The following is a 22,800-nucleotide window of genomic DNA, read 5'->3' as shown; positions in this document are numbered from 1 at the left end:
AATACGCTGATAAAATGCAGCAAGACTAGTGGCGAGTGTCGTTGTGGTATCGCCATGTACCAGAACCACATCCGGCTTAAATGACTCAAGAATCGGCTTTAGTCCCTCGAGGATGCGGCAGGTGATTTCCGTCAACCCTTGCCCCGGTTTCATGATGTTTAAATCATAATCCGGCTCGATAGAAAATAGATTCAGCACTTGATCCAGCATCTCGCGATGCTGTGCTGTCACGCAGACTTTTGCGTCAAAAAACGGGTCTTTTGCCAACGCATCAACCAGTGGAGCCATTTTAATGGCTTCTGGGCGCGTGCCAAAAACAGTTAACACTTTCACAGCGATTCTCTTTAATTAAAAAAGGTGAAAGCCGTCCATCGAGCTTTCACCGGGTAAGGGCGTTATAACAATTTTGGACGGCGGGCTAATGCCACACCAGCACCAATCAGGGCCCCAACCATACCCCACATAATCAGCAAGAATGCCCGGCGCGGACTATCACGCTTCACAGGTTCCTCAGGGGTACGTAAATAGCGGTAGGTTTGGAAGCGAGCGTCGAGCGTCGGCCCAACATTCAGCGTCGACAGCATGGCTCGATTCTGGTCATAGTCGATGTCATAGTCTGGACCTACCGCTTGCAAGCTTTCAAGGCGTGCTTGCAACATAGGACGTCCTAACATGAACATTTCAGAATCTGGTAACTCGTCGGCAGGAATTTCTGTTTCACTTTTAGAAATATTTTGCTGCTGTGCTATTTTCAGCGCTTGCTCGACACTGTGCACTTTGCGGTCAAAAATTGCCTTCGCTACTGCTTCCTGGCGTTTAACTTGCGCTTTCATCTGAACAGTACGAGCAGCCCAGGCCCCCGTCAGTTCTTCATTGAGATGGCTTGCCGCACGCTGGCTGGCAAAAGCGACATATTGGCGCAGCAAGTTGTTAGCATCAGCGGCAGTTTCAGCAATTAGCTTTACGCTATCGCTAGTGTTACGGGTGGCATCACCAGCAGTAAATTGAATGTTATCAATGACTTCATCCAATAGCGCGGCATCCACTTTACTGTTGCCAACCTGACGTTGTTTGTAATAGTCAGTCTGCAGCCAAAAATCACGACGGGTGTCGTAAGCAGACAGCTGCATGATGAATTCTTTGTAAGCTTCATCCATCACCGACGGCTGATCGACCGGCAACATGTTAGATCTGAGGTCAAGATTGCGCAGGAATTGCTGCTGAGAATAAAAACCACCCAGCATATTCACGGTTGGACGATCGGTTATCGCGTTAGCACTCCACTCCTGCTTGGCAAAGAAAGTATAGATCAGCGCTACGGCAGCAAACAAAGCTGCCACGCCAATAATCCACAGCTTCCCTTGCCAAAGTGTCCGGAATAAACCACGAATGTCCAACTCGTTGTCTACCATTCCCGGGTTATTTCCTGGCACGTTTTGTTTCATCACTTCCCCAATTACATTCAGAATTAAGAAATGCTACTGCTGTTTCTACGTTGCCGACGCTTATGGCGTCTTATAAAACGAGCCACTTTCCAGGCGCGTTTGATGCAATAATCATATAGGACAAATGCAAGCAAGAATAATGCCAACATTACCCACTCGGGTACAATTGAAAGATATTCTGCAATGACTCCGACACTTGCTAACAATGCCGCAGCGAGGGTAATCAATGCAAATGCCTGCCGCGAAGTAAAGCCAGCCCTCATAATAAGGTGATGAATGTGCTGTCTATCGGCTGAGAATGGACTCAACCCTTTGCGAAGTCGACGATACATGATAGCAATCATATCCATCAATGGAATGGCGATAATCCACAAAGCAGTCACAGGGCTTATCGGATGAGAATTTCCTTGTGTGGTTTGCAACAACATCCAAATTAGAGTGAAGCCGATAAAGGTGCTTCCCGCATCACCCATAAAAACTTTATACCGGCGACCAAGTACACCAAGGTTCAGTAATATATAAGGAAGGATGGCCGCGATCATGGCGAAACACCACATCGCAAGACTAATTTGCCCATCAAAAAGGAGGATGATGCCAAGTGCAGCAAACGATACGCTTGATAGCCCACCTAAAAGGCCATCAATACCGTCAACCATATTAAATGCATTGATAGCAGCCCATACTGCAAACAACGTGACGATATAACCAAAGGGACCGAGCAGGAATTCCCAGGAACCCAAAATATAGCCAAAATTAGCAATGTAGAGCCCTGCATAAGCCATCATGACTATTGCGACAGACGCCTGCGTGAGAGCGCGGAATTTCACACTAATGTCGAATCGATCGTCAAGAGCCCCAACAAATACTAAAACGCCAGCACAGCCTAAATAAAGACGGGCATGCGGAACATAGTAGTTGGAAGACAACCAAGAAACTAAAAACGCAAAACAGATGCCAGCATAAACAGAAATCCCCCCCACTAACGGGATCAACCCCTGATGCCGCTTGCGGTAATTCGGTCGATCCACCAGGCCAATTCTCTTCGCCGCTTTACGGGCGAAAAATAAAAAGACCAGAGTGAAAATAAAGACAAGGATGAGGTCTGTACTCAGACTGAGTAAGTTCACAATAAACGGCTCTCTGCAAAATCATGCAAACTATTAAAGCAAAAAACATACCAAAAATCATAATGACCGATTGTTTTTATGACATTTTTGAACAATCAATGTATTGACGTCGGCCACAAGCAACTAAGGTTACAAAAATATACAACCTTCATCTGATTGCAATGAATTTTATACCAGAAAAGAAAAACGCCACGACTAAGCGTGGCGTTCCCCGAGTTTTTATGGCTTACGAGCGTTTCATCATATCGAAGAAGTCTTCGTTGGTTTTCGTCATCGCCAGCTTGTTGATGAGGAATTCCATGGCATCAATCTCACCCATTGGGTGGATGATTTTACGCAGGATCCACATTTTCTGCAGTTCTTCCTGGGTAGTCAGCAATTCTTCTTTACGGGTACCAGAACGATTATAGTCGATGGCAGGGAACACACGCTTCTCAGCGATTTTACGCGCCAGATGCAGTTCCATGTTGCCGGTACCTTTAAATTCTTCGTAGATAACTTCATCCATTTTAGAACCGGTATCAACCAAAGCCGTTGCGATGATAGTCAGGCTACCACCCTCTTCCACGTTACGTGCAGCACCGAAGAAGCGTTTTGGACGATGCAGGGCGTTAGCGTCCACACCACCGGTTAACACTTTGCCTGATGCCGGTACCACGGTGTTGTAGGCACGAGCCAGACGGGTGATGGAGTCGAGAAGAATAATTACGTCCTTCTTGTGCTCAACCAGACGTTTTGCTTTCTCGATGACCATTTCGGCAACCTGAACGTGGCGCGAGGCTGGCTCATCAAAGGTAGAAGCAATAACTTCACCTTTAACCAGACGCTGCATCTCGGTCACTTCTTCCGGACGCTCGTCAATCAGCAGAACCATCAGTACACAATCAGGATGGTTATACGCAATGCTGGTAGCGATGTTTTGCAGCAGCATGGTTTTACCGGCTTTCGGCGGTGCCACAATCAGGCCACGCTGGCCGCGACCGATTGGCGATGCCAGATCCAGTACGCGTGCGGTTAAGTCTTCGGTAGAACCGTTACCACGTTCCATGCGTAAACGAGAGTTCGCATGCAGCGGGGTTAAGTTTTCGAACAGGATTTTGCTACGCGCATTTTCCGGTTTGTCATAGTTGACTTCGTTTACTTTCAGCAGTGCAAAGTAACGCTCACCTTCTTTCGGCGGGCGAATCTTACCGGAGATGGTATCCCCTGTGCGGAGGTTGAAACGGCGGATTTGGCTGGGAGAAACGTAGATGTCATCAGGACCGGCGAGGTAGGAGCTGTCTGCAGAGCGGAGGAAACCAAATCCGTCCTGCAATATCTCCAGCACACCGTCACCAAAGATATCTTCACCACTCTTAGCATGTTGCTTCAGGATGGAGAAAATAATGTCCTGCTTGCGCATACGGGCTTGGTTTTCCAGCCCCATATTTTCGCCGAGAGTAATCAGCTCAGAAACCGGCGTATTCTTTAATTCGGTAAGATTCATAATGGTGGGTTCTTAAACTCGGGGTAAATCTCGAACATGATCGTGAATGGTATGGCAGGATCATCCATGCCTGTTTAATGGCCACCACCACATGTCTTATCGCTGTCTGGTCATAGGAAAAACGCAGAACTGAAACGACACGACGGAATGGGTGATATGCCCGAAATCGATTTTGCGACCATATGTTCACTGTAAAACAGCGTCTTAGTGAAAGTTAACTGGAAGCATTGGGTAATACAAAGATTCAAACTACAAGACAAGTTCAAAATGCAGTAAAAGTAACTTAGCATGACTGACGCCGGGCGTCCAGCAGCTCACAAAAAATTGCGAACCCGCACGCACCGGCTGAGATTCCATTATGCCAGATTAGCGTCGAGGAACTCTTTTAACTGGCCTTTAGACAGCGCACCAACTTTGGTCGCAGCCACTTCACCATTCTTGAACAGCAACAGAGTTGGGATACCACGGATACCGTATTTCGGTGCGGTGCCCGGGTTCTGATCGATGTTCAGTTTAGCAACGGTCAGATTGCCCTGATATTCATCAGCGATTTCATCAAGAATCGGGGCGATCATCTTGCATGGACCACACCACTCTGCCCAGAAATCAACCAGGATCAACCCATCAGCTTTTAGCACGTCCGTGTCGAAACTGTCGTCAGTCAGGTGAATAATTTTATCGCTCATGTTCTACTCCGCAGGATTATGTCTACCTTGTTGGTGTAGCCTCAACCAACTTGGGGTGACTTTATTTCACCCCGTTTATTTCAACGGATGTGCTTTCGTAAAGCAATAGTAAACTGATATTCTACCACACTATGAGCAAAACACATTTGACCGAACAGAAGTTTTCCGACTTCGCCCTGCACCCTAAGGTGATTGAAGCCCTTGAAAATAAAGGGTTCCATAACTGCACCCCAATTCAGGCACTGGCACTACCGCTGACACTAGCGAATCGTGACGTTGCAGGGCAGGCGCAAACCGGTACTGGCAAAACGATGGCGTTTTTAACGTCAACGTTCCATTATTTACTCTCTCACCCGGTTCCAGAGAATCGCCAGGTGAACCAGCCGCGTGCTTTAATCATGGCACCGACTCGTGAACTGGCAGTACAAATTCACTCTGACGCAGAGCCACTTGCACAATCGACCGGCCTGAAACTCGGCCTGGCTTATGGTGGCGACGGCTACGACAAACAGCTTAAAGTGCTGGAAAGCGGTGTTGATATTCTTATCGGTACCACTGGCCGTTTGATTGATTACGCCAAACAAAACCACATCAACTTAGGTGCAATTCAGGTTGTGGTGCTTGATGAAGCTGACCGTATGTACGATCTCGGCTTTATTAAAGATATTCGTTGGTTGTTCCGCCGCATGCCTCCTGTTACCCAACGCCTGAACATGCTGTTCTCTGCCACCTTATCTTACCGTGTGCGTGAACTGGCGTTCGAACAGATGAACAACGCGGAATACGTGGAAGTTGAACCGGAACAAAAAACCGGTCACCGCATCCAGGAAGAGCTGTTCTACCCTTCTAACGAAGAGAAAATGCGCCTGTTGCAGACGCTAATCGAAGAAGAGTGGCCAGACCGCGCCATTATCTTTGCTAACACCAAACACCGTTGTGAAGATATCTGGGGTCATCTGGCTGCTGATGGGCATCGTGTTGGTCTGTTAACCGGCGATGTGGCTCAGAAAAAACGTCTGCGCATTCTTGATGAATTCACTCGTGGCGATCTCGACATCTTAGTTGCAACCGATGTTGCCGCTCGTGGTTTACACATCCCGCTTGTCACTCATGTTTTCAACTACGATTTACCGGATGACTGCGAAGACTACGTTCACCGTATTGGCCGTACCGGTCGTGCTGGCGAAAGTGGCCATTCCATCAGCCTTGCTTGTGAAGACTATGCGTTAAACCTGTCTGCCATTGAAACCTATATCGGTCACTCAATCCCGGTCAGCAAGTACAAAACTGAAGCACTGTTAAGCGAACTTCCTCCACCGAAGCGTCTGACACGTTCCCGTCCGGGTAACGGTCCTCGCCGTAATGGTGGCGCCTCCCGTGGTAATCGTCGTCGCACAGGTTAAAAATTTATGCTCAGCTCCACCTCGCTGTATGCAGCAATTGATTTAGGCTCAAATAGCTTTCATATGTTGGTTGTACGTGAGGTGGCAGGGAGCATACAAACCCTTGCCAGGATTAAACGGAAAGTACGCCTTGCTGCTGGTTTAAGCAGCGACAATACGCTTTCACGCGAAGCGATGGAGCGCGGGTGGCAATGCCTGCGCTTATTTGCTGAACGTCTACAAGATATCCCTCAGTCACAAATTCGAGTTGTCGCCACCGCGACACTACGCCTGGCTACCAACGCCAATGAATTCATCCAGCAGGCTGAAAAAATCCTCGGTTGTCCGGTGCAAATCATCCGCGGCGAAGAAGAAGCACGCCTGATTTATCAGGGTGTTGCCCATACGACGGGCGGTGCCGATCAGCGCTTAGTGGTTGATATCGGCGGTGCCAGCACGGAACTGGTGACAGGCTCGGGGGCGCAAACAACCGCACTCTTTAGCTTATCAATGGGTTGCGTGACCTGGCTTGAACGCTTTTTTAGCGATCGAAATCTGGCAAAAGAAAACTTTGATGCTGCCGAAACCGCTGCAAAAGAGGTTCTCAGGCCGATTTGCGATCGGTTAAAACATCATGGCTGGAAAGTCTGCGTTGGCGCTTCAGGCACCGTACAAGCCTTGCAAGAAATCATGATGGCGCAGGGAATGGACGAACGAATTACGCTTGCAAAGCTTCAGCAGTTAAAGCAGAGAGCCATTCAATGTGGCCGACTCGAAGAGCTGGAAATTGAAGGGCTTACGCTAGAAAGAGCCCTGGTGTTTCCAAGCGGTCTCGCCATTTTAATCGCGATATTCGAAGAGTTATCGATCAATTGTATGACGCTGGCTGGCGGTGCGCTGCGTGAAGGTCTGGTGTACGGAATGCTTCATTTGTCCGTTAACCAGGAAATCCGCAGCCGTACCATACGCAATATTCAGCGTCGTTTTATGGTTGATACCGGGCAAGCAGAACGCGTGCAGCAACTGGCACAGGCACTAGCCAACCAGGTAACGGATTCGTGGAATCTGACGCCACTGAGTGTAGAAATGCTCGACAGCGCGGCCCTGCTGCATGAAATTGGCCTGAGCGTCGACTTTAAGCAAGCGCCTCAACACGCCGCCTATCTGGTGAAAAATCTCGATCTTCCGGGTTATACACCAGCCCAGAAAAAACTGCTGGCGACACTGATGTTGAACCAGACAAACCCCGTTGATCTCTCGTCTCTCCACCAGCAAAATGCCGTACCACCGCGTATTGCAGAATATCTTTGCCGCCTGTTACGCCTGGCTATTATTTTCGCCAGTCGCCGTCGCGATGACATTCTGCCGGATATTACGCTGAAGGTGGAAGGCGAAACTTTAATTCTTGAGCTTCCCGAAAAGTGGCTGGAATGCCACCCACTCGGAGCTGAATTACTCGAACAAGAAAGCCTGTGGCAAAGCTATGTCCACTGGTCGCTGACTATCAAATAACTCAGCTTTTACGTGCTTTTGCCAGCATTTCACGAATGTTGGCTACATTATTCTGGCCTTTGTGCATCCGTTCTTCAGCTGATACCACTTTACGTTCCGTTTCCCACAGCAAATCATCTTGTGGTAATTCCAGCAAGAAACGGCTGGGTTCAGGGCGAATCAGCTCACCATACTGACGGCGTTCTTTGCAGAGCGTAAAAGTCAGTTCTTTTTGCGCACGAGTAATTCCCACATATGCCAGACGGCGCTCTTCTTCAATGTTATCTTCATCGATACTACTCTGATGCGGCAGCAACCCTTCTTCCATCCCGACTAAAAAGACATACGGGAATTCGAGACCTTTTGAAGCATGAAGCGTCATGAGCTGAACCTGATCGGCTTCTTCATCGCTCTCCCCGCGCTCCATCATATCGCGCAGCGTAAAGCGAGTGACCACCTGAGTTAACGTCATTGGATCATCGATTTCCGACCCCTCAAGCATTTCCGTCATCCAGCTAAACAATGTATTGACGTTTTTCATGCGCATTTCGGCGGCTTTCTGGCTGGGTGAGGTTTCATATAGCCAGCTTTCATAATCAATGCCGTGAATCAAATCGCGCACGGCAGCAATGGGGTCGCGTTCTGACAAAGTCGCCACATCGCGTAACCACTGAGTGAAACGCTGTAACGACTCCAGACCACGCCCACTCAGCGTCTGGCTCAACCCCATGTCGAAGCTGGCGCTAAACAATCCTTTATTGCGCTGCATCGCCCAGGCACCCAGCTTTTGCAGAGTCGCCGGGCCTATTTCACGCTTCGGTGTATTCACTATCCGCATGAATGCACTGTCGTCATCGGGGTTGGTCAGTACACGCAGATAAGCCAGAAGGTCTTTGATTTCCGGTCGCGAGAAGAACGAGGTGCCACCTGAGATGCGATACGGGATGCGGTTCTGCATCAGCATCTTCTCAAACACGCGCGACTGGAAATTTCCGCGATAGAGGATGGCGTAATCTTTGTAATTAGTCTTATTTATGAAGTGATGGGCAATAAGCTCGCCAGTAACGCGTTCAGCCTCATGATCTTCACTGTTTGCCGTCACTACTTTTAATTCGGTGCCATAACCCAGTTCAGAGAAGAGACGTTTTTCAAACACATGTGGATTATTGGCAATCAGAATGTTTGCCGCTTTCAGAATACGCCCGGAAGAACGGTAATTCTGTTCAAGCTTAATCACCTGAAGTGCCGGGAAATCCTGACTTAGCAAGACGAGGTTTTGCGGCCTTGCGCCGCGCCAGGAGTAAATCGACTGGTCGTCATCACCCACCACGGTAAATCTTGCTCGCGCCCCTACCAGCAACTTCACCAGTTCATACTGGCTGGTGTTGGTATCCTGATACTCATCCACCAGCAAATAGCGGATGCGGTTTTGCCAACGCTCACGAACTTCTTCATTGCTCTGTAAAAGCAGTGTTGGAAGCAAAATCAGATCATCAAAATCCAGAACATTGCAGGATTTCAGATGTGTATCGTACAAGCCATAGCAGTGAGCAAAGATTCGGTCACGCTCCCCTTTGGCCTGCGCAGCCGCCTGCGAAGGCGTCATCAGATCGTTTTTCCAGTTTGAGATCGTCGAGATCAACTGCTGCAATAAAGTCTTATCGTCCTCGAGCAAACCTTCGGTTAGCTCTTTGAGCAACGCCGTCTGATCGGTGTCATCAAATAGTGAGAAGTTAGCCTTCATCCCCAGCGCTGCGTACTCGCGTTTAATAATCTCAAGACCTAAGGTATGGAAAGTGGAGATCAGCAAACCACGTGCTTCTTTGCGCCCTAACGTTTGCGCCACACGCTCTTTCATCTCGCGGGCCGCTTTGTTAGTAAACGTGACCGCTGCGATGTGACGTGCCTGATAGCCACATTCGCGAATCAAATGCGCCATTTTATTGGTAATCACACGTGTTTTGCCCGAGCCTGCGCCCGCCAGGACCAGGCAGGGTCCGGTGACAAATTCGACGGCTTGTTGTTGGCCAGGGTTTAAACGCATAAGGTCACCCAGTGAAGTCAGGAAGGTACGAAGGGGAAAAAGAGCGTGGTAGTATAGCGAGCCTAATCCATGCGACTCAAGGCACTATCATGGCAAAAACCGCAGCAGCATTGCATATCCTTGTTAAGGAAGAAAAACTGGCCCAGGAAATTCTGGCGCAGCTTCAGAATGGCGGCGACTTCGAAAAACTGGCTAAAAAGCATTCCACCTGCCCGTCAGGCAAAAAAGGCGGTCACTTAGGTGAATTCCGTCAGGGCCAGATGGTTCCTGCGTTCGATAAAGTGGTGTTTTCCTGCCCGCTGCTCGAACCATACGGCCCGCTGCACACGCAGTTTGGTTACCACATCATCAAAGTGTTGTATCGTAATTAACAGCAAGCCCGGTAGCGTAAAGCTTACCGGGCTTGTATCAATTGAATACCCCTATGGATTTCGATTTGCAGCAAGGCGGCAAGTGAATACAGCCCCAGGAACATAGACAATTATGTGACTGGGGTGTACGAACGCTGCCAACACAGCGGCGAATCGAAAGACGACGGGGTATTAACCCGCTACAGCAATACGCTTCATATCTTTCATATAGCCGCGCAGTTTCTTGCCAACGGTTTCGATTTCGTGGTTACGAATCGCTTCGTTAACGTCACGCAGTTGCGCGTTATCAACCGCACCCGCCGGGATTTCTTTGCCCAAATCACCCGCTTGCAGAGTTGTCATGAATTCTTTCAGCAATGGAACCGCAGCGTAAGAGAACAGGTAGTTGCCGTATTCAGCCGTGTCAGAGATAACCACGTTCATTTCGTACAAACGCTTACGAGCGATGGTATTCGCAATCAGCGGCAGTTCGTGCAGTGATTCGTAGTAAGCAGACTCTTCGATAATGCCCGCATCAACCATGGTTTCGAACGCCAGCTCAACGCCCGCTTTCACCATTGCGATCATCAGAACACCTTTATCGAAGTATTCCTGCTCAGAGATTTTACCGTCAAACTGTGCAGCGGTTTCGAACGCAGTTTTGCCGGTTTCTTCACGCCAGGTCAGCAGATTTTTATCGTCATTTGCCCAGTCAGCCATCATGCCGGAAGAGAATTCGCCGGAGATGATGTCGTCCATGTGTTTCTGGAACAATGGAGCCATGATGGTTTTCAGTTGTTCAGACAGCGCATAAGCACGGACTTTCGCCGGGTTAGACAAGCGGTCCATCATCAGCGTAATGCCACCTTGTTTCAGCGCTTCGGTGATGGTTTCCCAGCCGAACTGAATCAGTTTTTCTGCGTATGCCGGGTCAGTGCCTTCTTCCACCAGCTTGTCGAAGCACAGCAGGGAACCGGCCTGCAGCATGCCGCACAGAATAGTTTGCTCACCCATCAGGTCAGATTTCACTTCTGCGACGAAGGAAGATTCCAGAACGCCTGCACGGTGACCGCCGGTTGCAGCAGCCCAGGCTTTAGCAATTGCCATGCCTTCGCCTTTCGGATCGTTTTCCGGGTGAACCGCAATCAGAGTCGGTACGCCGAAACCACGTTTGTATTCTTCACGAACTTCAGTGCCCGGGCATTTTGGCGCAACCATCACCACGGTGATGTCTTTACGGATTTGCTCGCCCACTTCAACCACGTTGAAACCGTGGGAATAACCCAGCGCAGCACCATCTTTCATCATTGGCTGAACTGCCTTAACAACCGCAGAGTGCTGTTTGTCTGGCGTCAGGTTAACGACCAGGTCGGCTTGCGGGATCAGTTCTTCGTAAGTGCCAACTTTAAAACCGTTTTCGGTCGCTTTACGCCATGAAGCGCGTTTCTCAGCGATAGCTTCAGCACGCAGAGCATAAGCAACATCCAGACCGGAGTCGCGCATGTTCAGACCCTGGTTCAAGCCTTGTGCGCCACAACCGACGATGACGACTTTTTTGCCTTTGAGGTAGCTTGCTTCATCAGCGAATTCTGCACGCGCCATGAAACGACATTTACCCAGTTGCGCCAACTGCTGACGCAGGTTCAAAGTGTTGAAATAATTAGCCATCGTGGTGGTACTCCGTAGTCGTTGTGTTGTGCTTTTATAAGGTTCGCCAGCCGTGTCTTGCTTGCGATAATGAACTCACTATATGACAGGAAATGCGTTGCTTAAATTGATATATTAACAACGTGACGTTGCAATTTATGCAACGTAGAAACAAGGGCTGATGACCATGGATTTACGCGACCTGAAAATATTTATCCACCTTGCTGAAAGTCGCCATTTCGGCAGGAGCGCACGCGCGATGCACGTCAGCCCGTCGACGCTTTCGCGCCAGATCCAGCGCCTCGAAGAGGATTTAGGTCAACCCTTGTTTTTACGCGATAACCGCACCGTTACGCTGACCGAGGCCGGAGAGCAACTGAAACAGTTCGCCCAGCACACGCTGTTGCAGTATCAGCAAATGCGCCACACCATCGGGCAGGAAGGGCCGTCGCTCACCGGCGAGTTACATCTTTTTTGCTCCGTCACCGCCGCCTACAGTCATTTACCGCCAATTCTCGACAGATTCCGTGCTGAGCATCCCAACGTGGAGATCAAACTGACCACCGGCGATGCAGCCGATGCAGTAGAAAAAGTGGATTCTAACGAAGCCGATATCGCTATTGCGGGTAAACCGGAGACATTGCCGCCAGGCGTTGCCTTTTCGATTCTGGATAATTTATCTGTGGCGCTTATTGCGCCCGCGCTGCCGTGCCCGGTTCGAGCGCAGGTAAATCAACCGGATCCCGACTGGGCAAAAGTGCCATTTATTTTACCGGATCAAGGCCCGGTACGCCGCCGTATTGAGTTGTGGTTCCGCCGTCAGAAAATCAGCAACCCGTTTATTTACGCGACGGTGGCAGGGCATGAGGCAATGGTTTCAATGGTGGCGCTGGGTTGTGGCGTGGCGCTGATTCCTGAAATCGTGCTGGAAAACAGCCCGGAACCGGTACGAAACCGCGTGCAGGTGCTGGAACGAAACGATGAGACCACACCGTTTGAGTTGGGCGTTTGCGTACAAAAAAAGCGGCTCAATGAGCCGCTTGTGCATGCGTTCTGGAAATTACTGCCCGGAAGCCATTAACCTGCAAGGAAGAAACGGAACGCTGGGTTACTGGTTTCATCGTGGCAGTCGTAGCCCAGTTCATTGAGACGGGTTTCGAAATCTGGCTCATTGTCGCCCAGTTCGAACGCCGCCAGCACGCGGCCATAATCCGTGCCGTGGCTGCGGTAATGGAACAGGGAAATATTCCAGTGCGTGCCGAGCGTTTGCAGGAATTTCAGCAAAGCGCCTGGCGACTCAGGGAATTCGAAACTGTACAGACGCTCTCGCAGGGGTTTCGACGGACGCCCGCCCACCATGTAACGCACGTGCAGTTTCGCCATTTCGTCATCAGACAAATCGACAACGCCGTAACCACCTTCGTTAAGCAATTCGATGATTTCATGCCGCTCTTCGAGGCCACGCGTCAAACGAACGCCAACGAAAATGCAGGCTTCCGCCGAACTGGAATAGCGATAGTTAAACTCGGTAACTGAGCGCCCGCCCAGTACCTGGCAGAATTTCAGGAAGCTGCCTTTCTCTTCAGGAATGGTGACCGCCAACAGCGCTTCACGTTGTTCACCCAGCTCGCAACGCTCGGAAACGTAACGCAGGCCGTGGAAGTTAACGTTCGCACCGGATAATACGTGCGCGAGGCGTTCACCACGAATCTGGTGTTGCTGGATGTACTTTTTCATCCCCGCCAGAGCCAGAGCGCCGGACGGTTCAGCAACTGCACGAACATCTTCGAACAAGTCTTTCATCGCAGCGCAGATAGCATCGCTATCCACCGTGATGATGTCGTCGAGATATTCCTGACATAAACGGAACGTTTCATCGCCGATACGCTTAACCGCAACGCCTTCAGCAAACAATCCGACACGCGCCAAATCAACCGGCTTGCCCGCATCGAGTGCGGCTTTCAAACAGGCTGAATCTTCCGCTTCAACGGCAATCACTTTGATTTGTGGCATCAACTGTTTGATCAGCACTGCCACGCCAGCCGCCAGGCCACCGCCGCCAACCGGTACGAATATGCGGTCGATATGGGCGTCTTGTTGCAGGAGTTCGAGCGCCAGCGTGCCCTGCCCGGCGATGACTGCCGGGTGGTCAAACGGAGGAACGTAAGTGAAACCTTGTTGCTGCGAAAGCTCGATAGCACGCGCTTTCGCTTCATCAAAGTTTGCGCCATGCAAAAGCACTTCACCGCCAAACGCCCTGACGGCATCCACTTTGATATCTGCCGTAGTGACTGGCATGACAATCAAAGACTTGATGCCTAAACGCGTTGAGGAAAGCGCAACACCTTGAGCATGGTTACCAGCTGAAGCCGTAATCACGCCGCTGGCTTTTTGCTCACTGTTCAGCCCGGCAATCATTGCGTATGCGCCGCGCAGTTTGAAACTGTGCACGGGTTGCCGATCTTCACGTTTCACCAGAATGACGTTATCCAGCCGTGATGACAGTTTTTCCATCTTCTGCAATGGGGTAACTTGCGCGACTTCGTAAACCGGAGCGCGCAATACAGCTCGCAGATATTCCGCCCCGCAAGGGGCATCAGGTAGCGGTTGCGATTCGGCCATGATTAGCCTCCAAGCTTACTTTTATCGCGCACCGCGCCCTTATCGGCACTGGTGGCAAGCATTGCGTAAGCGCGCAGAGCAAAGGAAACCTGGCGTTCACGCGCACGTGGCGTCCAGGCTTTGTCACCGCGAGCTTCTTGCGCTTCACGACGAGCAGCCATTTCCTGATCGCTCAATTGCAGTTGGATACCACGATTCGGGATATCAATCGCAATCATGTCGCCATCTTCAATCAGCGCAATATTGCCGCCGCTTGCCGCTTCCGGAGAAACGTGGCCAATTGAAAGACCTGAAGTCCCGCCGGAGAAACGACCATCAGTCACCAGCGCACAGGCTTTGCCCAGACCCATCGACTTCAGGAAGGTTGTTGGGTAAAGCATTTCTTGCATGCCTGGCCCGCCTTTTGGCCCTTCGTAGCGAATAACAACCACGTCGCCTGCGACGACTTTGCCACCAAGAATTGCCTCTACCGCATCATCCTGGCTTTCATAGACTTTCGCTGGTCCTCGGAACACCAGGCTTTCATCGTCAACACCCGCTGTTTTCACGATACAGCCGTTTTCAGCGAAGTTACCGTACAGCACCGCCAAACCACCTTCCTGGCTGTAGGCATTTTCTTTGGAACGGATACAACCGTTTTGGCGGTCAACGTCCAGAGAATCCCAACGGCAGGATTGCGAGAAAGCTTTTGTGGTACGAATGCCCGCCGGACCTGCTGAGAACATGCTTTTCACGCTTTCGTCTTTGGTCAGCATGACATCGTACTGTTCCAGCGTTTGCGTCAGGGTTAGCCCCAGAACGTTTTTCACATTGCGATGCAGTAAGCCACCGCGATCCAGCTCGCCCAAAATACCGATTACGCCACCAGCACGGTGCACATCTTCCATATGGTATTTCTGGGTACTTGGTGCGACTTTACACAGCTGTGGCACTTTACGTGACAGCTGGTCGATATCGGTCATGGTGAAATCGAGTTCTGCTTCCTGAGCTGCTGCCAGTAAGTGCAGAACGGTATTCGTTGAGCCGCCCATTGCGACATCTAGCGTCATGGCGTTCTCAAACGCTTCTTTGCTGGCGATGCTACGTGGCAATGCACTTTCATCATCCTGCTCGTAATAACGTTTGGTCAGGGCGACGATGCGTTTACCAGCATTGAGGAACAACTCTTTACGATCGGAGTGCGTTGCCAGCAGAGAACCGTTACCCGGCTGAGACAGGCCCAGCGCTTCGGTCAGGCAGTTCATCGAGTTTGCCGTGAACATACCAGAACAGGAACCGCAAGTTGGGCAAGCAGAGCGTTCAACCTGCTCGCTTTGCTCGTCACTCACTTTCGGGTCAGCGCCCTGAATCATCGCATCAACCAGGTCGAGCTTGATGATTTGGTCAGACAGTTTGGTTTTCCCGGCTTCCATCGGGCCGCCGGAAACAAAAATAACCGGAATGTTCAGGCGCAAAGAGGCCATCAACATCCCTGGGGTGATTTTGTCGCAGTTGGAGATACAAACCATCGCGTCAGCGCAGTGCGCGTTCACCATGTATTCCACGGAGTCAGCGATAAGCTCGCGTGACGGCAGAGAATAAAGCATGCCGCCGTGGCCCATGGCGATACCGTCATCAACGGCAATGGTGTTGAACTCTTTAGCCACGCCACCGGAGGCTTCGATTTGTTCGGCGACTAATTTGCCCAAATCGCGCAGGTGAACGTGTCCCGGCACGAACTGAGTAAAGGAGTTCACTACCGCAATAATTGGCTTGCCGAAATCGTCATCGGTCATCCCGGTTGCGCGCCACAAAGCGCGGGCACCCGCCATATTACGGCCGTGGGTGGTGGTGGCTGAACGGTACTTAGGCATGCTTATTTACTCCAGTCTGTCTGTCGAGCGGACGGTAATCGCCATCCGCCTGGTTATATTTTTACTTAGGGTTGACCTGATCTAACCAGCCCCATTTATCTTCAGTTTCACCGGTGAACAGGCCAAAGAATGCCTGTTGAATGCGTTTGGTGACCGGGCCACAACGGCCTTCACCCACTTGAATGCGGTCGACACTTCGCACTGGAGTGATTTCTGCGGCAGTGCCCGACATGAACACTTCGTCTGCCAGATACAGGGATTCGCGAGACAGCACTTGCTCACGCACTTCGATACCCAGGTCTTTCGCCAGTGTAATGATGGCGTCACGGGTAATGCCTGGCAGCGCGGAAGAGGTAAATGGCGGGGTAAACAGGATGCCGTCTTTAACTTCAAAGAGGTTTTCACCCGCGCCTTCAGACAGGTAGCCGTTCACGTCCAGCGCGATGCCTTCCTGATAACCGTGACGACGTGCCTCACTGCCAACCAGCAAGGAAGAAAGGTAGTTACCGCCCGCTTTCGCCGCCGTTGGAATGGTATTTGGTGCCACACGGTTCCAGGAGGAAACCATCGCGTCGATCCCTTGTTCCAGCGCTTCTGCGCCGAGGTATGCACCCCATGGGAAGGCTGCGATGATCACATCAGTGGTATAGCCGTCTGGCGGGTTCACGCCCATACCGACATCACCAACAAACACTAAAGGGCGGATATACGCGCTGGTCAGGTTGTTTTTACGGATAACTGAACGGCAAGCTTCCATCAGCTCATCAACACTTTGTGATACAGGGAAACGATAGATTTTTGCTGAATCACGCAAACGCTGCATGTGTTCACGATGGCGGAACACCACTGGGCCAATGTGAGATTCATAGCAACGGATACCTTCAAATACCGATGTGCCGTAATGCAGTGCATGGGACATTACATGGACCTTTGCCTCGCCCCACGGCGTCATCTCACCATTGAACCAAATGTAATCAGCTTTCTTCGTTGTCATTGTTCTCTTCCTTCTGCGCTCAGGCGCGGATTTGTTGTGTTGTTTGTTGCTGGATTTCGACGCGACCAACGTCAACCAGTTTGCTTAATTGACTAAACAGTAATTCGACTGGGCGCAGGCTGGCAACGGTCAATTCAATATTAATGTCGTCGGTGTTCCCCACCGTGACCATGTTCATAGAACACACCTGAAAACCACGATGACGCACCACGCGTAACACGCGCTCCAGCGTTTCTGGACGAAAACGGGCCGTTACTGCGAGCTGATGTTGCATCATGATAATTTCTCCAGCATTTGTGAGTTACTGGCACCTGGTGGCACCAACGGCCAGACGTTTTCGTACTCATCAATTGAGACGTGAAGCATGTACGGGCCATCGCTGTTCAACATCGTTTCGATGGCAGCTTCTACCTGGTCTTTACGAGTGATGTGTTGGCCTGGGATACCAAAGGCGCTGGCCAGCATGAGGAAATCAGGGTTATCGGAGAGGTTGGTTTCGCTGTAACGTTCTGAGAAAAACATTTGCTGCCACTGGCGAACCATTCCTAAACGTTGGTTATCCAGCAAAACGATTTTCAACGGCAACTGTTTTCGTTTTACCGTGCCCAGTTCCTGAACGTTCATCATGAATGAGCCGTCACCCGAGATACAGATGACCGTATCATTCGGGCGGGCCACCTGCGCACCAACCGCTGCCGGCAAACCAAAACCCATCGTCCCCAAACCGCTAGACGTGATGAAGTTTTCAGGGCGAGTGAATGACATATGTTGAGCCGTCCACATTTGATGCTGGCCCACATCAGTGGTTACCACGCACTCCTGCGGCTTGCGATCGGAGATCTGTTTCAGCAATAACGGAGCAAAAATGGCCTCACCGGGGTGATCATATCGCCACGGGTTTTCAGCACGTAAGTTGGCCACTTCTTGCTGCCAGTCCGCGATATTCAGCGGCTGTTGCAGTGCCTGTAATAACTGGACTAAATCCCCCTGCAACCCAACGTGCGCCTGGCGCAATTTGCTTAACTCTGCCGGGTCGATATCCATGTGAATTACTTTCGCGTGCGGAGCAAAGGTATTCAGTTTGCCGGTAACACGGTCGTCAAAACGCGCGCCGACGGCAATCAGCAAGTCGCACTCTTGCACCGCAAGGTTCGCCGCTTTGGTGCCATGCATGCCTAACATGCCGGTGTAAAACGGATGGTCCGCCGGAACCGCACCCAGACCTTTCAGCGTGACGGTAGAAGGCATATTGGTAGCCGCAATAAATTCACGCAGCGCGGGAACGGCCTGTGCCATGCCGACCCCACCACCAACATACAACATCGGCTTGTGGGCATTCGCTATCATTTCACGAGCTTGTTGCAGTTCGGCATGCGGCATTTCGAAATCATCTTCAACAGTCGATAACCACGGCTCCAGATCACCTTGCGCTAACTGAATGTCCTTAGGGATATCCACCAACACAGGGCCTGGGCGACCGGAGTTTGCTATCTCGAAAGCTTCGGCAAGAACGCGAGGTAAATCGTCAAAAGATTCAACGAGGAAACTATGTTTGGTGCATGCGAGGGACAATCCTAAAACATCCACTTCCTGGAACGCATCAGTGCCGATGAACGGAGCGGCAACCTGGCCTGTGATCGCGACGACTGGAACGGAGTCTAACAGCGCATCGGCAAGGCCAGTTATCAGGTTGGTTGCGCCAGGCCCGGAAGTGGCGATGCAAACCCCTGTTTTTCCTGTAGAACGTGCGTAACCAATGGCTGCCATTGCTGCGCCTTGTTCATGGCGACAGAGTAAATGTTCGACCCCACCGTCATACAACGCATCGTAGACTGGCATTATTGCACCACCTGGATAGCCGAAAACTGTCTCTACCCCCTGCGCTCGCAACGCATGTACCACCCACTGCGCACCATTCATAGTTAGTTCCCCGTCTCATTATCGGAGAAACAGCATTTTATTCTGTAACGCATCATCTGTTTCTCTCCGAATTTCTTTGCCCAACAAAAAACCCCCGGACCTTTCGGTGCGGGGGTTCTTTTCGATTCAGGCTTGATTTTTAAGCCTTTCTTTCTCCAAGTGCAGCCCCGCACGGTGGGATAATAATCACCACCACGCTAATCACGACCAGGCTAATCACTTGTAGAAGGGCTTTCATGTTTGTTTATTCTGTCTACTTGTTCGAAGTAATGTCTACAGAGTTATCACAGGGTCTGGATGAAGCACAAGATTTTTTTATGAGACATATCGTGCTTTAAAAATCAGGATGAAGAAAAACTTTTTGTTTTCAGCGCATAACGGGATAGTGAAAATATTTCATCCAGAATAAATTCGTATCTCCTTTCGCGAAGTAACCATCAGAAATTAAATCTTTTGTGAGATACATCGCAGAATAATTTCCAAAAAAGAAATCCCAGCCGAAAGCCTGGAAGACATCCCGAAGAACCTCGTTTCAGCTCTTTAGACAAAATTCGCAAACTGACAGGATGAAGTTCACTTAGAGGAACTAACTATGTCATTGGCAGTTGTGAATACAAGAGCTGCTTTAGGTATCGCGGCGCCACAAGTAACCGTAGAGGTCCATATCAGCCAGGGATTGCCTGGCTTAACTCTGGTGGGTTTACCGGAAACTACGGTCCGTGAAGCGCGTGACCGGGTGCGGAGTGCCATCATCAATAGCGGCTATACCTTTCCGGCCCGTAAAATCACAATCAATCTTGCGCCAGCGGATCTTCCTAAAGATGGTGGCAGGTATGACTTACCTATCGCTCTGGCGCTGCTGGCAGCGTCTGAGCAACTCTCTATCGATAAGTTGGATCAATATGAGTTCGTAGGTGAGCTGGCGCTTACTGGTGCATTACGTGGCGTGCCAGGGGCTATTTCATCCGCAATGGAGGCTTTAAAATCAGGGAAGAAGATTATTGTTGCTGATGAAAATGCCGCAGAACTTAGTTTGATTGAGCAGCCCGGCTGCCTTATTGCAAAGCATCTCACTGAAGTTTGCGCATTTCTGGAAGGTAAAGGCGAACTCTCAGCACCAGATAAACTACAACAGCAGTACGTTGAATCCCAGCATGACCTCAATGAAATCTTTGGCCAAGCTCAAGGTAAGCGGGCGCTTGAGATCACCGCTGCTGGTGGACATAACCTACTGCTGATTGGGCCCCCTGGCACGGGTAAAACAATGCTGGTCAGCCGCCTGAATACCTTACTTCCACCATTAAGCGACAGTGAAGCCCTGGAGAGTGCAGCCATTATTAGCCTGGTCAATCCACATGCGTTACAGCAAAAGTGGCGCCAGCGTCCGTTCAGAGCGCCTCATCATAGTGCTTCATTGGCTGCGATGGTTGGTGGAGGCTCGATACCCAGACCCGGCGAGATTTCACTGGCACACAACGGTGTGCTGTTTCTCGATGAACTTCCGGAATTTGAACGACGTGTGCTCGATGCATTACGTGAGCCAATAGAATCAGGTGAGATTCACATCTCTCGCACTCGCGCCAAAATTAGTTATCCCGCCCATTTCCAACTACTGGCGGCCATGAATCCCAGCCCGACGGGTCATTATCAAGGCAAACATAATCGCTGCACACCCGAGCAAACGCTGCGCTACCTCAGCCGACTTTCAGGGCCATTTCTCGACCGCTTTGATTTATCAGTCGAGATCCCTCTCCCGCCACCCGGCATGTTAAGTAATCCTGCATTAAGCAGTGAAAGTAGTGCGGATGTAAGAGCTCGGGTCATTTCTACGCAGCAACGGCAATTTGATCGTCAGAAAAAGCTCAATGCAAGGCTCGATAACCATGAGATTCGTAAACATTGTGCCATTGAACATAATGATGCCGTATGGCTGGAAGAAACTCTGATTAAGCTGGGTTTGTCGGTACGTGCATGGCACCGCTTATTGAAGGTCGCTCGAACGATTGCTGATATTGAGGAGTGTGAACAAATAACGAGGGAACATATTTTGGAAGCCCTAAGCTATCGCGCAATTGACCGTTTACTGATTCACTTACAGAAGCTTATAGGATAAAAAAATGGGGCTTTAGCCCCATTTTTATTAGTCATCGCTGTCGGTGTAATCTTCGACCGCATCCGCCTGTGGCTTGCCACCAGAGAGAGTATGGAAACGCTTAGGACGCTTGATTCGCGTCATATACTTGCTCCACACACGCTCAGCTTCTGTCACTGGCTCACGTTCACCACGGCATACCGCAACAAATAGAACTTCTTCTTCAGTACCAGGTTCACGCTTGCCAAGATCCAGCTCATTGAACGCGTAACCATGACGTTCTAACAGCTGGGCTTCTTTGATGGTGAAATCACCATGGCGAGCGAACCCACGCGGATAATGTTTATTGTCGAAAAACCGATTAGTCGTCGTAAAGCTTTCCGCCATCCTGCACGCTCCTAATTCTCTTGGTCTAGCTATTTATGGCGCGGAGTATTAGTTACGCTTGACAGAGCGTCAAACAAAACATTTAAATCATAACGACAAATTTTTTTTGGGAGTGGGTCGTGGATACTGAATTACTAAAAACGTTCCTCGAAGTGAGCAGAACGCGGCATTTTGGGCGAGCAGCGGAAGCTCTTTATCTAACGCAATCAGCTGTCAGCTTTAGAATTCGCCAATTAGAGAATCAGCTTGGTGTAAATCTTTTTACTCGCCATCGTAATAATATTCGTCTTACCACGGCGGGTGAACGTTTGCTGCCTTATGCAGAAAATCTCATGAGTATTTGGCTTGCTGCCAAAAAAGAGGTTTCCCACACCTCTCAGCACAATGAGCTCACGATTGGTGCCAGTGCATCGCTTTGGGAATGTATGCTCTCAGAATGGCTAGTGGCGCTCTATCAAGAGCATAAAGACATGCAATTTGAAGCTCGTATTTCCCAACGACAATCGTTGGTTAAACAGTTACATGAACGACAACTTGACCTACTGATCACAACAGAATCACCAAAAATGGACGAATTTTCCAGCCAATTATTGGGACATTTCAGCCTGGCACTATTTTCCGCTTCTGCACAAAACTCTACTGCAGGATTAACATATTTACGTCTGGAATGGGGGCCTGACTTCCAACAGCACGAAACGGGGCTCATCAGTAATGATGATATTCCAGTACTGACAACCAGTTCAGCTCAAATAGCTTATAAGCTATTACCACAGCTCAATGGATGTTCATTTTTACCTGTGGAATGGGCTAAAACTCGCGAAGGGATTTACCAGTTATCCGATACAATTACGCTCTCGCGGCCACTGTATGCGATTTGGTTACAAAATAGCGATAAGCAAAGCATAATCAAAGAGTTATTAAAGACACCACTCACAGCGCAGTAATGCGCTTTTGTAGTTTTGGGGAAGAATTTTGAGGAATTTTAGACAAAAAAAATCCTTTGCCGAAGCAAAGGATCATTATATGGCAGGGGCGGAGAGACTCGAACTCGCGACACCCGGTTTTGGAGACCGGTGCTCTACCAACTGAGCTACGCCCCTAAAGAACGCTTATTATTAAGCCCGCTAATTTAGCAGGCATAATATTTTTAATAAGTGGCGGAACGGACGGGACTCGAACCCGCGACCCCCTGCGTGACAGGCAGGTATTCTAACCGACTGAACTACCGCTCCACCGAATTTCTTTACTACCACCAGATGTCACAGTCTGGCTTT

The 22,800-nt window shown here is 50.1% G+C and carries 20 protein-coding genes and 2 tRNA genes; 6 read left to right on the top strand and 16 right to left on the bottom strand.

What is annotated here, in order from left to right; translation table 11 throughout:
* The 5 genes from MES37_RS16560 to trxA form a co-directional block, all read right to left on the bottom strand.
* Positions 1–333 (bottom strand): UDP-N-acetylglucosamine 2-epimerase (locus MES37_RS16560; protein ID WP_237932037.1); only part of this gene is annotated, 333 nt, incomplete at its 3' end.
* 62 nt (positions 334–395) lie between these two features.
* Positions 396–1,445 carry an ECA polysaccharide chain length modulation protein gene (gene wzzE, locus MES37_RS16555; protein WP_064541573.1) on the bottom strand — a complete coding sequence of 350 codons (1,050 nt, stop codon included), beginning with the start codon at positions 1,443–1,445 and terminating at the stop codon, positions 396–398.
* Between the two features lie 23 nt (positions 1,446–1,468).
* Complete coding sequence (wecA, locus tag MES37_RS16550; protein ID WP_237932035.1) at positions 1,469–2,572, bottom strand: UDP-N-acetylglucosamine--undecaprenyl-phosphate N-acetylglucosaminephosphotransferase; 1,104 nt, start codon at positions 2,570–2,572, stop codon at positions 1,469–1,471.
* A 226-nt stretch (positions 2,573–2,798) separates the two neighbouring features.
* Positions 2,799–4,058, bottom strand: a complete 1,260-nt coding sequence (gene rho, locus MES37_RS16545; RefSeq protein WP_034492237.1) for a transcription termination factor Rho — start codon at positions 4,056–4,058, stop codon at positions 2,799–2,801.
* A 356-nt stretch (positions 4,059–4,414) separates the two neighbouring features.
* The gene (gene trxA, locus MES37_RS16540) at positions 4,415–4,744 is read right to left on the bottom strand and encodes a thioredoxin TrxA (RefSeq protein WP_034461718.1); all 330 of its coding nucleotides are present in this window, start codon (positions 4,742–4,744) and stop codon (positions 4,415–4,417) included.
* A 131-nt stretch (positions 4,745–4,875) separates the two neighbouring features.
* On the opposite strand from trxA, the gene rhlB reads away from it, so the two are divergent.
* Positions 4,876–6,147: an ATP-dependent RNA helicase RhlB gene (gene rhlB / locus MES37_RS16535; RefSeq protein WP_064541580.1), complete on the top strand. Its 1,272-nt coding sequence runs from the start codon at positions 4,876–4,878 to the stop codon at positions 6,145–6,147.
* Positions 6,148–6,153: 6 nt separating this feature from the next.
* Positions 6,154–7,638, top strand: coding sequence for a guanosine-5'-triphosphate,3'-diphosphate diphosphatase (gppA, locus tag MES37_RS16530; RefSeq protein ID WP_064541584.1), 1,485 nt, complete (start codon positions 6,154–6,156; stop codon positions 7,636–7,638).
* A 1-nt stretch (position 7,639) separates the two neighbouring features.
* On the opposite strand, the gene rep is transcribed toward gppA, so the two are convergent.
* Positions 7,640–9,661: a DNA helicase Rep gene (gene rep / locus MES37_RS16525; RefSeq protein ID WP_064541587.1), complete on the bottom strand. Its 2,022-nt coding sequence runs from the start codon at positions 9,659–9,661 to the stop codon at positions 7,640–7,642.
* An 89-nt stretch (positions 9,662–9,750) separates the two neighbouring features.
* On the opposite strand from rep, the gene ppiC reads away from it, so the two are divergent.
* Positions 9,751–10,032: a peptidylprolyl isomerase PpiC gene (ppiC, locus tag MES37_RS16520; protein WP_064541590.1), complete on the top strand. Its 282-nt coding sequence runs from the start codon at positions 9,751–9,753 to the stop codon at positions 10,030–10,032.
* A gap of 171 nt (positions 10,033–10,203) precedes the next feature.
* Here the strand turns inward: ppiC and ilvC are convergent, their stop codons facing one another.
* Complete coding sequence (ilvC, locus tag MES37_RS16515) at positions 10,204–11,679, bottom strand: ketol-acid reductoisomerase (RefSeq protein ID WP_064541606.1); 1,476 nt, start codon at positions 11,677–11,679, stop codon at positions 10,204–10,206.
* Between the two features lie 166 nt (positions 11,680–11,845).
* Here ilvC and ilvY point away from each other — a divergent pair, with 166 nt between their 5' ends.
* Positions 11,846–12,739, top strand: coding sequence for an HTH-type transcriptional activator IlvY (gene ilvY, locus MES37_RS16510; protein ID WP_064541609.1), 894 nt, complete (start codon positions 11,846–11,848; stop codon positions 12,737–12,739).
* Here the strand turns inward: ilvY and ilvA are convergent.
* The 6 genes from ilvA to ilvL all read right to left on the bottom strand — a co-directional run bounded on the left by ilvA (position 12,736) and on the right by ilvL (position 19,285).
* Positions 12,736–14,280 (bottom strand): threonine ammonia-lyase, biosynthetic, encoded by a 1,545-nt coding sequence (ilvA, locus tag MES37_RS16505; protein WP_064541612.1) that lies wholly within the window; start codon positions 14,278–14,280, stop codon positions 12,736–12,738. The genes ilvY and ilvA overlap by 4 nt on opposite strands.
* 2 nt (positions 14,281–14,282) lie before the next feature.
* Positions 14,283–16,133 (bottom strand): dihydroxy-acid dehydratase, encoded by a 1,851-nt coding sequence (ilvD, locus tag MES37_RS16500; RefSeq protein ID WP_133523150.1) that lies wholly within the window; start codon positions 16,131–16,133, stop codon positions 14,283–14,285.
* A 61-nt stretch (positions 16,134–16,194) separates the two neighbouring features.
* Positions 16,195–17,127 carry a branched-chain amino acid transaminase gene (locus tag MES37_RS16495; protein ID WP_064541618.1) on the bottom strand — a complete coding sequence of 311 codons (933 nt, stop codon included), beginning with the start codon at positions 17,125–17,127 and terminating at the stop codon, positions 16,195–16,197.
* 19 nt (positions 17,128–17,146) lie between these two features.
* Positions 17,147–17,404: an acetolactate synthase 2 small subunit gene (gene ilvM / locus MES37_RS16490; protein ID WP_064515142.1), complete on the bottom strand. Its 258-nt coding sequence runs from the start codon at positions 17,402–17,404 to the stop codon at positions 17,147–17,149.
* Positions 17,401–19,047 carry an acetolactate synthase 2 catalytic subunit gene (gene ilvG, locus MES37_RS16485; protein WP_121814590.1) on the bottom strand — a complete coding sequence of 549 codons (1,647 nt, stop codon included), beginning with the start codon at positions 19,045–19,047 and terminating at the stop codon, positions 17,401–17,403. The genes ilvM and ilvG overlap by 4 nt, the downstream gene beginning before the upstream one ends.
* A gap of 139 nt (positions 19,048–19,186) precedes the next feature.
* Complete coding sequence (gene ilvL, locus MES37_RS16480; RefSeq protein WP_072009493.1) at positions 19,187–19,285, bottom strand: ilv operon leader peptide; 99 nt, start codon at positions 19,283–19,285, stop codon at positions 19,187–19,189.
* Positions 19,286–19,639: 354 nt separating this feature from the next.
* Here ilvL and MES37_RS16475 point away from each other — a divergent pair, with 354 nt between their 5' ends.
* Positions 19,640–21,160, top strand: a complete 1,521-nt coding sequence (locus MES37_RS16475; protein ID WP_121814591.1) for a YifB family Mg chelatase-like AAA ATPase — start codon at positions 19,640–19,642, stop codon at positions 21,158–21,160.
* A 27-nt stretch (positions 21,161–21,187) separates the two neighbouring features.
* On the opposite strand, the gene MES37_RS16470 is transcribed toward MES37_RS16475, so the two are convergent.
* Positions 21,188–21,526, bottom strand: coding sequence for a DUF413 domain-containing protein (locus MES37_RS16470; protein WP_064541626.1), 339 nt, complete (start codon positions 21,524–21,526; stop codon positions 21,188–21,190).
* Between the two features lie 119 nt (positions 21,527–21,645).
* Here MES37_RS16470 and hdfR point away from each other — a divergent pair, with 119 nt between their 5' ends.
* Complete coding sequence (gene hdfR / locus MES37_RS16465) at positions 21,646–22,470, top strand: HTH-type transcriptional regulator HdfR (RefSeq protein WP_064541629.1); 825 nt, start codon at positions 21,646–21,648, stop codon at positions 22,468–22,470.
* Between the two features lie 80 nt (positions 22,471–22,550).
* On the opposite strand, the gene MES37_RS16460 is transcribed toward hdfR, so the two are convergent.
* Both MES37_RS16460 and MES37_RS16455 read right to left on the bottom strand, forming a co-directional pair.
* Positions 22,551–22,626 (bottom strand) — tRNA-Trp (locus tag MES37_RS16460).
* 55 nt (positions 22,627–22,681) lie between these two features.
* Positions 22,682–22,758, bottom strand: a tRNA-Asp gene (locus tag MES37_RS16455).
* Between the last annotated feature and the right edge of the window lie 42 nt (positions 22,759–22,800).

Source organism: Buttiauxella sp. S19-1, from assembly GCF_022134725.1.
Taxonomy (GTDB): domain Bacteria; phylum Pseudomonadota; class Gammaproteobacteria; order Enterobacterales; family Enterobacteriaceae; genus Buttiauxella; species Buttiauxella ferragutiae.
Note: the sequence above shows the minus strand (reverse complement) of the source record. Positions and strands in the feature narration are given on the sequence as shown.